Below are 8,893 nucleotides of genomic sequence, written 5' to 3'. Positions count from 1 at the left end.
GACTTGTCGGCGCCGAGCAGGAAGTTGCCCGGCATCGGGTCGTTGAAGCAAGGCACCAGATCGAGCCCAGCCGCCTCGAGCGCGGCGCGGGCCTGCCGATACTGCCACGTCAGCCAGTCGTGGTCTTCGGGCAAAAACCCGCCGAGCTGTTTGACCTGATCATAGTGCTCGTCGATCATGTCGAACACGGTCTTGGTCAGCGGCAGCGGCGGCGCCTGATGGAACAGCCGGTACAGCCGAACGGCTTCGGCCCGCACCGTCGGGTCGATGAAGTCCGCATGCGTCGACGGCCGCCGATCCTCGACGAACTCGGCGATCTCGATGCCCTCGTGGTCGAGGTAGTCGAATGTCCTTGGCCCGACCCCGATGGTCTCGGCCTGCCGGCTCGCCGCGCAGGCCGCCTTGCGGTCGATGAACATCTCGGTGCCGCGGCCGGGAATCTTGACGAAGTAGTCATGCGAGGCGCTTTCGACCTCGACACGAAAATTCACATTGCTGATACCGCCGGAGACCGGGCGATACCGAATCTGGCCCTTCCAGGCCTCGATCTTGTGGATGGCGCCTTCGAGCTGGCGTTCCGCATCCGTCGCGGCCATTCCGATGTCTTTCATCTGCATGTCTCCTAGAGCGTACGCAGAAACTCTTCGAAGCCCGGCTTGCCGAGCGCCATGCGACAGCGCAGGAAACGCCACCCTGCGTATTTGAGAAACTCGACGCCCTGCAGCGGCGAGCGCGAGGCCATCAGCAGGCTGCGCAGCGCCCAGTAGAAGTCGTCGGCCGCGGCGTAGATGCGGCAGCGGCTGAACGCCGTCTCGCTGAAACGTCCGTCGTGCAATTCGAGGAGCGGCTTCATCTGGCTCTCGAACTGATACAGCTCGTTCATCTGCACGCCGAGCTGATAGTAAGGATCGATGTCGCCCGCCATGTCGAAGTCGACCAGCGCCATGGCGCCGTTCGGTCCGAGCATCACGTTCGAGGAATGCGGGTCGCCGTGTGCCGGGCGGCGATCGACGCCGGCGGCATCGATCGCCTCGGCCATCTTCATCATCCAGGCGTGCATCCAGTCGGCGTCGTCGGGCAGCGGCACGCTGGACCGCGGCAACAATGCCCAGATCGCCTCGATCCCCTCGAACACCGACCACGGCCGCCCGAACGGCGCGCCCGCCGCGATAGTCTTCTGCATCGTGACGAGGTGGGATACGGCATCGGGCGTGATCAAATCGTCGATCTTCGCCACCTTCCAACCGGCGCCAAGACGGGCTAGCAGCATCGTCCGCGCCGCCGCATCGCCTCCGATCACGGCCGGCGCAAGGCCGAGATCTGCCGCCCGGCGCGCTGCGACGAGCGCGACGCCGTGATCGACCAGTTCGGCCACCTCCGCGGCGCCAAGACGGAGAAACAAATTCGCCTCGGTCCCATTGGGAGCGACATAGTACGTGGTGGATTCCACCGCCTGATACGATGGCGACGCCACCGGATGCATGGCGACTTCATAGCCGAGCGTCTCGGCGTCGGCCGGCAGCAGGCCGGCCAGCACGCTTTCGGCCCGCAGCTCCTCCGCGGTCTGGGCCTGGCCGAGATGCTTCATACGCCTGCCCCCTCCGGATCGATGACCTTGAGGCCGTCGCGCGCCAGCGCGTAGAGCATCTCGGCCAGAATTTGAGTGCTTGCCGCATGATCCTCCGGACTGGTGTACTCGGTCGGATGGTGGATCACCCCGTCCTTCGAGCGGACCGCCATCACGATCGACGGGCAGACAGCCGACATCGCCACCGCATCGTGTCCGCCGATCGTATCGAGATGGCGCGCGGTCTCGCCGCGTCGCGCCGCCGCACGCTCGGCGAGCGCGACGAGGCCCGGTGCAAAGCCGCCGGCGCGGCGCCGGTCGATAGAGCGGACCTCGAATCCGACCTCGGCCTTGTTCGCCGCGGCTTCGATCCGCGCCTTCATCTTGTCTTCGGCTTCGGCGAGAACTTCCGGCGAGCCGGAGCGTAGTTCGATGAACAGCACGGCCTCGGCCGGAACGGTGTTGGGCGAATTCGGATAGACTTCGAGGCGGCCAACCGAGGTGTGAAGGTCGAGCCCATGTTCACCCGCGATCTGCTTGAGATCGGCGATGAGATGGGCGGCCGCCAGCAAGGCGTCCTTCCGCTGGGCCATCGGGGTCGGCCCGGTGTGAGCCTGCTCGCCGAGGAACGCGAGCCTGTACTTGGTGGCGCCCCAGAACCGCGTGAACACGCCGAACCGCTCGCTCGATGCGAACAGCTTGTCGTCGCCCTCGATGTGCAATTCGATCAACGCGTCGGGACGCGCGACCTTGTCGGTGCCGGCATAGCCGATCTCGGCCAGAGACTGACGAACCGTGACGCCGTCACCATCGGCGCGGTCCAGCGCCCAATCGAGTTCGAGCGCACCGGCGAACACGCTGCTGCCGAGCAGGCTCGGCTGAAACCGCGCTCCTTCTTCGTTCGTCCAGTTGACCACCTGGAAATTGCACGCCGCCAGGCGACCCTCGGCTTTCAGCCGCTCGGACACGGCGAGCACGGCCTCGCAGGCGGAGATGACGCCGAGCGCGCCGTCGAAACGTCCACCGTTCGGCTGACTGTCGAGATGCGAGCCGACCATCACGGTCGGCGCATTGGCGCCGGCGAGCGACAGCTTGCCGAACTGATTGCCGATCGGATCGATCTGCTGCTCGAAGTTGTGCTCCTTGAACCATCCGCCGAGCCAGTCGCGCGCCTGGCCGTCGGTCTTGGAGAGCGTGAGGCGATTCATCGCTCCGTTCGGCTTGCCGCCGAAGGTCGAAACCTTCTCCATCATCGCCTTGAGGCGAGACGGATTGATCGGAGCATCGGAAACATCGGCGTCAGGCATAGATCACGTCCACTTTCAATTGACGGAACTGGTCGGCGAATTCGGGCGCCAGCGGCGCGCCGGTGATGACGGTGTCGAGGTCGCCCAGCGCGAAGGTGTGAAACGAGCCGAGCCGTCCGAATTTCGAGCTGTCGGCGACGATTACCGAGCGCTTACCTTGGGCGCGGGCGGCGCGGCGCAGGATGGCTTCATCCTCGCCGTAGTCCATGAAGCCACGCTCGGCGTGTACAGCGCTGATGGCAATGATCGAGAGGTCGAAGAAGTGCTCTTTGATCGCCGCGACGGCTTCGGGGCCGAACGTCGCCTGATACACCGGCCGCAGTCGCCCCCCGAGCAGCCGGACGTTCACCGAGCCCTGGTAGAAGAAGTGCGAGGCGACCGCGAGCGAGTTGGTGACGATGGTGAGATCCTTGCGGGCCTCAATGTATTTCAGACACGCCAGCGTCGTGGTGCCTTCGTCGACGAAGATCTTCATCCCGTCCTTGACCAGCGCAGCCGTCGCCTCGCCGATGCGCATCTTCTCGCGGGCGCTGACGCGCAGACGCTCGGCGAACGGCTGATCGCTTTCCTGGCCGTCGAGCACGGCGCCGCCATAGACGCGCCTGGCAAAACCTTGCGTCTCCAGTTCCCGCAGATCGCGACGGATCGACTCGTGGCTGACCTTGAGCTGATCGACCAGGTCCTTGACGTGGACGCGTTGCTTCTGTCGCAGCAACGTCCTGATCAATTCCAGGCGGCTTTCGGTGAAGCTCATGCCGAAGCTCCCTCGACCGAATCCTCAATCAACGGGATTTCAGCCTTCACCAGATGACAGGCCGCGAAATCGTGTTCGTGCCGCACCGTCAACACCGGCTGGACGCCGTTGCAGACCTCCATGGCGCGCGGGCAGCGCGACTTGAAGCTGCAGCCGGTCGGGATCGACAACGGGCTCGGCGGCTCGCCTTCGAGCAGGCAGTCTTCCGGCTTGTAGCGCTTGTCTTCGAGCGTCGGCATCGCGCTCAAGAGCGCCATCGTGTAGGGGTGACCGGGATCGAAGAACAGACGTTCGTTGCCGGCCAATTCGAACACCTCTCCGAGATACATCACGGCGACCCGGTTGCAGACCTTTCGGACCATGGCGAGGTCGTGGGAAATGAAGATGTAGGTGAGGTTGTATTCCTGCTGCAGCTTTTGAAACAGGTCGAGCAGCTTGAATTGCTCGGCTTGATCGAGCGCCGACAGCGTCTCGTCCATGATCAGAATGCTAGGCTCGAGAACCAGCGCGCGCGCGACGTTGACGCGCTGGCGCTGGCCGGCGCTCAGTCCGAGCGGCAGCTCGTTGTAGAGTTCGGCCGCAAGGCCCACCTCCCCCATCACCTTCAGCACGCGCGCACGCAGCTTCTCGCGGTCACGCCAGCCATGGGTGCGCAGCGGCTCTTCCAGCATGCGTCCGATCGAGGTCCGCGGCGGTAGCGACCCGAACGGATCCTGCAGCACGAGCTGCAGACGGGCACGGAAGTCCAGCAAGTCCCGTCCGCGCAGCGTCGCGATATCCTTGCCTTCGCAGAGGATCTGGCCCGAGCTCGGCAGTTCGAGCCGCGACAGCAGCCGCATCAAGGTCGACTTGCCGCAGCCGGACTCGCCGACGATCGCGAAGCTGTCCCCGCGCCGCACATCGAAGGTGACGTTGCGCACGGCACGAACCAGATTGACGCCGCCGAGGCCGCTACGCTTCTTCACCCGATAAGTCTGCGAGGCATCGCGCAGGCTGAGCACGACTTCGCGATCTTCCGGCAATGCCGGCAGCGTTTCGGTACCCCGCCAGATCTTCGGCGTCTGCGACACCAACTCGCGGGTGTAGGGATGGCTCGGCCTGGCGACCAGCGCCTCGGTCGCCTGCTCTTCGACGATACGGCCACGATCGATCACGAGAGTCCGCGTACTCGCCTCACGCACCATCGGCAGCGACGACGAGATGAACAACACCGCGGTGTTGAACTGATCGGTCAGTTCCTTGATCAGGCGAATGACCTGCGCCGCCACGGTGACGTCCAGTGGCTGCGTGACGTTATCGGCCACCAGCACCGCCGGATTGGTCACCAGCGCGTCGACGATCAGCGCGCGCTGCATCATGCCGCCGGAGAACTGCGACGGATAGTCATGGAAGCGGCTGCTCGCCGATGGGATGCGGACCGCGGCGAGCAATTCGATCACCCGCTCCTGCGCCTGCCGCCGCGACACGTCCGGCATCACCGCGCGCATCTTCTCGACGATCTGAGCGCCGACCGGCAGCGTCGGATCCATCGCGCCCATCGGGTTGGCGCCGACATAAGAGATGCGCTGGCGCAGCCCGCGCATCTCGGTCTCTTTCATGCCGTAGATGTCGCGCCCTTCGAACAGCACCGAGCCGGAGCGTCGAACCAGTGGCGGGTCGAGCCAGTTCACCGCGGTGCGCGACAGCACCGTCTTGCCCGACGCGCTGGCGCCCACCACGCCGACGATCTCCTTCGGCGCCAGCGACAGCGAGACGTCTTCGAGGATGACTTTCGCAGTGTCGGAACGGCCGAGCGCGACGGTCACGTTGCGTAGTTCGAGCAGCGCCATCACTCGCCTCCCGCGTGGACGGTGTCGCGGGCGCGTTCGAGCGCGGCGCCCATCAGGTTGATGCTGGTCAGCGTCAAACCGAGGAACAGCCCCGGCATGGTCGCGATCCACCAGGCATTGAGCAGATACTTGCGGCCGTCGGCGATGATGTTGCCGAATGTGGGTGTCGGCGGCTGCACGCCGAGGCCGAGAAAGCCGAGCGTCGATTCAAAGATCATCATGCGGGCGACATCGAGCACCGAGGTGAACAGCACCGATGGGAGCAACAGCGGCAGCAGCAGCGTGACGATGATGCGCAGATCTGTCGAGCCGCCGATCTGCGCGGCGCGGACGAATTCGCGCTGGCGCTCGGTCATCACCACGCTCCGCATCATCCGCGCGTAGACCGGCCAGTTCGACATGCCGAGCACGAGAACGATGGCGGGGATCGTCGGCCGCGAGACGCCGAGCACCGCGATCGCCAGGATGATCATCGGGATCGAGAGCTGAGCATCCGTGAGGCGCATGATGACCGCGTCGATGCGGCCGCCGAAGTAGCCGGCGATGGTGCCGAGCGTGCAGCCGACGAACAGCATGACGATAACCGAGGCGACTCCGATCAGAAAGGAATAGCGCAGGCCGACGAGTGATCGCACCAGCATGTCACGGCCGAGCTGATCGGTCCCCAGCGGATGCGCCCAGCTCCACTTGGCGCCTTCGAACAAGGGCGGCAGCAGCCGAGCCTTGATGTCCATCTTGACCGGATCGATGCCGCTCAGCTCCGGATAGAGCGCGGTGGCGAGCGCCAGCACGATGAAGATCGCGGCGCCCGCGCGAAATCCCGGCGACGCGACGGCCTTGTCGAACACGCGGCGCGCCAGCGAGCGGGATGCCAGCATGGTCGACGAGTCCGGAGAAGCGATTGATATGATCGACATCGAAAATCCTTCGCCTCAGTATTCGAGCCGGGGATCGATGCTCGTCGCGACGAGATCGACCACGATATTGATCAGGACGAAGATCGCGCTGGTCACGATCGCGATGCCCTGGATCAGCGGAAAGTCACGCTGCAGCACGGCGTTGATGGTGAGCAGCCCGAGCCCCGGATAGTCGAAGATGTATTCGACGATGATCACGCCGCCGAGCAGGCTCGAGAACTGGATGCCGAGTAGATTGAACAGCGGCACGGAGGCGTTGCGCAGCACATGATTGGCGATGATGCGGGTACGGCCGAGGCCTCGGACGCGCCCGACCGAGACATAGGCCTCGGTCATCTGTGACGACACCGAACCGACCAGCGTGCGGATCAGCACCGGTGACATTTCCACGGCGAGCACGATCGCCGGCAGGATGGTGTAGGCGAAACCGTTGTAGCCGATGGCCGGCAGCCAGCCGAGCTTCACGGAGAATAGCAGCGCCAGCACGATGCCGAGCCAGAAGTTCGGCAGCGAGATGAAGATCGACGAAATGTAGAACGCCACCTTGTCGGGCCATCTGCCCGGATACAGTCCTCCGGCAATGCCGATGATGGCGGAGAAGACCAACGAGATTGCCAGCGTCATCGCAGCAAGTTGGAGGGTCATCGGCAGCGCCTCGAGGATCAGCGTCAGAACCTCGGCACGCTCGCCGCGCGTCGAGTCGTTGAAGCTCGATCCGCCCGTCGAAGCACCGTTCGCGGGCCGCACGAAGGACTGGCCCAGATCACCGCGCACCACTGAGCCCATGTAGCGCCCGAACTGCACGATGATCGGGTCGCGAAGGCCCATGTCCTTGGCGATCTTCTCGATCAAGGCCTCCGGCGCCATGCCGCCCGCCATCAGCCGCACCGGATCGCCGGGGACGACGCGCAGCAGCGTGAAGATCAGGAACGACACCAGGAAGATGATGACGACGCCCTGCGCCAGTCGCCGGATCAGAAAATTCAACGTGAACATTCGGCAGTCCCGTTGGAGGTCGGGAGCCGCACCTCGTTGGGAGGTGCGGCTCGAATGACGTCAGGCGGTCTTCGATGCGTCGATCGAGCCGTCGGGATAGATGAACAGCCCCGCGTAGTCCTTCTGCATCGCGTGGATCATCACCGACGTGAAAAGCGACAGCGCCGGCATCTTCGACGCGATCAGCGGCATCGTTTCGGTCTGCAGCACCTTCTTGCGCTCTTCCAGGGTCGGCGCGTTGCGCTCCTTGTCGAGCGACGCATCGATTTCCGCATCCTCGATGCCGCAGATGCGGTGCGACTTCGAATAGAAATGCGTACGCAGCACCAGATCCGGCTCGGGCGAACCGGTCGACCAGCCGCAATCCACCATGTGGCCGGGACCACCACCGGGCCGATGATACAGCCGCTCGTTCCAGGCCGCCGGCTCCAGCACGGTCAGGGTGACGTTGAAACCCTGTTCGTTGAGCATCGCGGTGAGAACTTCGCCGTATTCCTTGGTCTTCGGATAGAAGCCGACCGAGGTGATGTATTCGAGCGGCGGCAGCCCCTTGCCCTTCGGGAAACCGGCCTGCGCCAGCAGCTCCTGGCACTTCGCAGGATCGAACTTCGGATAGTTCGCAAGATCGCAGTAGCCGAATTTCACCGGCGAGACGAAATTCGCCGAGGCATGGCCGGCGCTGCCGAGAATATCGAGAATGACGTCGCGGTTGATGGCATGGCAGGCCGCCAGTCGAACCCGCACATCGTTGAACGGAGGCTTGGAGCAGCGGAACCAAAGATACTTGTTTTCGACCGAGACCACGCGGTTGATGTGGATCTTCGGATTGGCCTTGACTGTGTCGACCTGCTCGGGCTCGAGCCGCTCGACGATGGAGGCCTCGCCGTTCATCAACGACAGCATGCGCGTGGTGGAGTCGCCGACGAAGTTGAAGTTGATGCCCGCAATCGCCGGCTTGCCCTTGAAGTAACCGTCATTGGCGACCATCACGGTCGAATTGCCGCGCTGCTCGACGAATTTGAACGGGCCGGTGCCGTTGAGGCGCTGCGTCAGCACGCCGCCGGGACCAGCTGCAATGTCCTTGGCCGACATCATCGGCAGGAACGCTGCCAGGAACATGAACAGATGGGCCGGATAGCCGCCCTTCGAGGTGTCGACGATCACCGTGTAGTCGTCGGGCGTGTCGATCTGCAGCGTCTCGGTTGGTCCGGGATACCATTGCGCCGGACGATCGGCGCGCGAGCCGTATTCGAACGTCGCCTTGACGTCCTCGGCCTTGAACGGCTTGCCGTCGTGAAACACGATGCCCTGCCGCAGCTTGATCTGCAGCTTGTGCGGATCGAGCAGTTTGATCTCCGTCGCGAGCTCGTAAACCACCTCGTCGGGGTTCTCGAGCTTCATCGGGGTGCGGGTCAGGAAGCCCATGACATAGCCCTCGATGTTCTTCTGCAAAAGCGTGGTGTGGGCGGTCGGATCCAAATGCCGGTGATGTTCTCTGCCGAACAGGAACGTCATCGTCTTCC

The 8,893-nt window shown here is 64.2% G+C and carries 8 protein-coding genes; all 8 read right to left on the bottom strand.

Translation table 11 applies throughout. From position 1 onward, the window contains the following. Positions 1-611: choline/ethanolamine kinase family protein (locus tag I5M_RS26790; RefSeq protein WP_031337708.1), on the bottom strand; the 611-nt coding region annotated here is incomplete at its 3' end. Between the two features lie 11 nt (positions 612-622). Next, a complete protein-coding gene (locus I5M_RS26785) occupies positions 623-1,588 on the bottom strand; it encodes a phosphotransferase family protein (protein WP_022724208.1) in 966 nt (321 codons plus the stop codon). After that, positions 1,585-2,874, bottom strand: coding sequence for a Zn-dependent hydrolase (locus I5M_RS26780; protein ID WP_022724207.1), 1,290 nt, complete (start codon positions 2,872-2,874; stop codon positions 1,585-1,587). Before I5M_RS26780 ends, I5M_RS26785 begins: the two co-directional genes overlap by 4 nt. Next, positions 2,867-3,628: a DeoR/GlpR family DNA-binding transcription regulator gene (locus I5M_RS26775; RefSeq protein ID WP_022724206.1), complete on the bottom strand. Its 762-nt coding sequence runs from the start codon at positions 3,626-3,628 to the stop codon at positions 2,867-2,869. The genes I5M_RS26780 and I5M_RS26775 overlap by 8 nt, the downstream gene beginning before the upstream one ends. Then, positions 3,625-5,457 (bottom strand): ABC transporter ATP-binding protein, encoded by a 1,833-nt coding sequence (locus tag I5M_RS26770; RefSeq protein WP_022724205.1) that lies wholly within the window; start codon positions 5,455-5,457, stop codon positions 3,625-3,627. The genes I5M_RS26775 and I5M_RS26770 overlap by 4 nt, the downstream gene beginning before the upstream one ends. Then, entirely contained in the window at positions 5,457-6,374 is a 918-nt protein-coding gene (locus I5M_RS26765; protein WP_022724204.1) for an ABC transporter permease, read from the bottom strand. Before I5M_RS26765 ends, I5M_RS26770 begins: the two co-directional genes overlap by 1 nt. Positions 6,375-6,389: 15 nt before the next feature. Beyond that, the gene (locus tag I5M_RS26760; RefSeq protein ID WP_022724203.1) at positions 6,390-7,370 is read right to left on the bottom strand and encodes an ABC transporter permease; all 981 of its coding nucleotides are present in this window, start codon (positions 7,368-7,370) and stop codon (positions 6,390-6,392) included. A gap of 60 nt (positions 7,371-7,430) precedes the next feature. Next, on the bottom strand, positions 7,431-8,893 hold a 1,463-nt coding region (locus I5M_RS26755; protein ID WP_022724202.1), incomplete at its 5' end, for an ABC transporter substrate-binding protein.

The organism is Rhodopseudomonas sp. B29 (assembly GCF_000333455.1).
GTDB lineage: Bacteria > Pseudomonadota > Alphaproteobacteria > Rhizobiales > Xanthobacteraceae > Rhodopseudomonas.
Note: the sequence above shows the minus strand (reverse complement) of the source record. Positions and strands in the feature narration are given on the sequence as shown.